Raw genomic sequence first — 1,317 nt, 5'->3', positions numbered from 1 at the left:
TACGCCGGCGGGCCTTCAACAGCCGCTTGGCCGATTTGCTGCCGATGCGCTGGAGTTTGGCCCGTAGCCGCTGGTTACGGTGCCGGACCCGGTTCAAACCCTTGCCGGAGTGCCGGGTCCCGTCGTTGGTGGTGGCGATGTTCGCGATACCCAGGTCAACACCAAGAAACCCGTCAGGCTCCTTCACCTCCATATCAGGGATGTCGCAGGTGGCGTACAGGAACCACTTGCCGTCACGGCACACCAGGTCAGACTCACCCCTGCGGTGGGCGGACAGCACCGCGTACTGCTCGTCAGAGCACCCAAACCGGATACGGGACTGCCGGCCCCCTGTCGTCCAGATGGAAACCGTGCGGGAGCGCATCTGCCAGGACAGGCAGCGGTCGTCGAACGGCTGGGAGGCATCCCGGCGGAACCTGATCGGCTTTCCCTCAGCCTTGCGGCGGCGCTTCGACCCGGGCTTGCCGAGATGGCCGGCACGGATGGTGGCCTTCAGGGTGGCGTACGCGCCAGCGACCTTACGGGCGACATGGATCGCCGGCTGGGCCGACAACCCCATCGCCTTCAACCGGCCGTAGGTAAGTCGCTGAAGTGCCTGCTTCGCGTAGATCCGCCGCTGGAATGCCTCAGTTGAGGCGAGGTTCGCGGCCTCGTTGCACAGGTCAAGCGTCGCCCGAAGCGCTGCCTCCTGGGCGGCGTCCGGGTACAGCCGAACCTGCACGACCATTTTCACGTCCACAGTGTACCATCGTGTCTATGTCACCACGGTGGACTCCAGATCCGGATGTTCGGCGTGGCCGTAGCGTTGTTTACCACCTGCACGTTCATCTTGTCTTTGTCACGAAGTACCGGCGGGACGTGTTCAACGACGCCATGCTCACCCGGTGTAGGCAGATCATGGCTGACGTGTGCGACAACCTTGGCGCGGAACTGAGGGAGTTCAACGGCGAAGACGATCACGTCCACCTGCGCGTCCACTACCCGCCGAAACTGCCGATCTCAACCCTGGTCAACCGACTCAAGGGCGTCTCCACGCACTACCTGCGGCAGGAATTCACCGACCGGATCAACCGGCACCTCATGCACGGCCACCTGTGGTCACCCTCGTACTTCGCTGGATCCTGCGGCGGGGCACCCCTGAGCGTCATCCGCGAATACATCGAAAACCAGAAACGTCCCGGCTCGTGACGCGATTCCTCCCGGCCCTGAAGGACTCCGTTGGGGAATGGCCAAACCACTCAGATCCATCTGTTGGCATGATTATCGGATTCGTCGGTTGGAGGGTCGAGGGTGTCGCTGGAAGCGTGGGATGACCGC

At 63.2% G+C, this 1,317-nt stretch carries 2 protein-coding genes; one reads left to right on the top strand and one right to left on the bottom strand.

Going from position 1 to position 1,317, the window contains the following annotated elements; genetic code table 11:
• Positions 1 to 733: nuclease/transposase family protein (locus ACY34I_RS40405; protein ID WP_462760830.1), on the bottom strand; the 733-nt coding region annotated here is incomplete at its 3' end.
• 23 nt (positions 734 to 756) lie between these two features.
• Here ACY34I_RS40405 and tnpA point away from each other — a divergent pair.
• Positions 757 to 1,188 carry an IS200/IS605 family transposase gene (gene tnpA, locus ACY34I_RS40400; protein ID WP_462760829.1) on the top strand — a complete coding sequence of 144 codons (432 nt, stop codon included), beginning with the start codon at positions 757 to 759 and terminating at the stop codon, positions 1,186 to 1,188.
• The last annotated feature ends 129 nt before the right edge of the window (positions 1,189 to 1,317 follow it).

The sequence above is a fragment of the Micromonospora sp. RTBAU3-60 genome, from assembly GCF_054963695.1.
This window is presented reverse-complemented; position numbering and strand designations above follow the sequence as displayed.

What these genes read in the sequence shown, in the direction of transcription:
- tnpA (WP_462760829.1), top strand. Translation starts at nt 757, where the DNA reads ATGTCACCACGGTGGACTCCAGATCCGGATGTTCGGCGTGGCCGTAGC.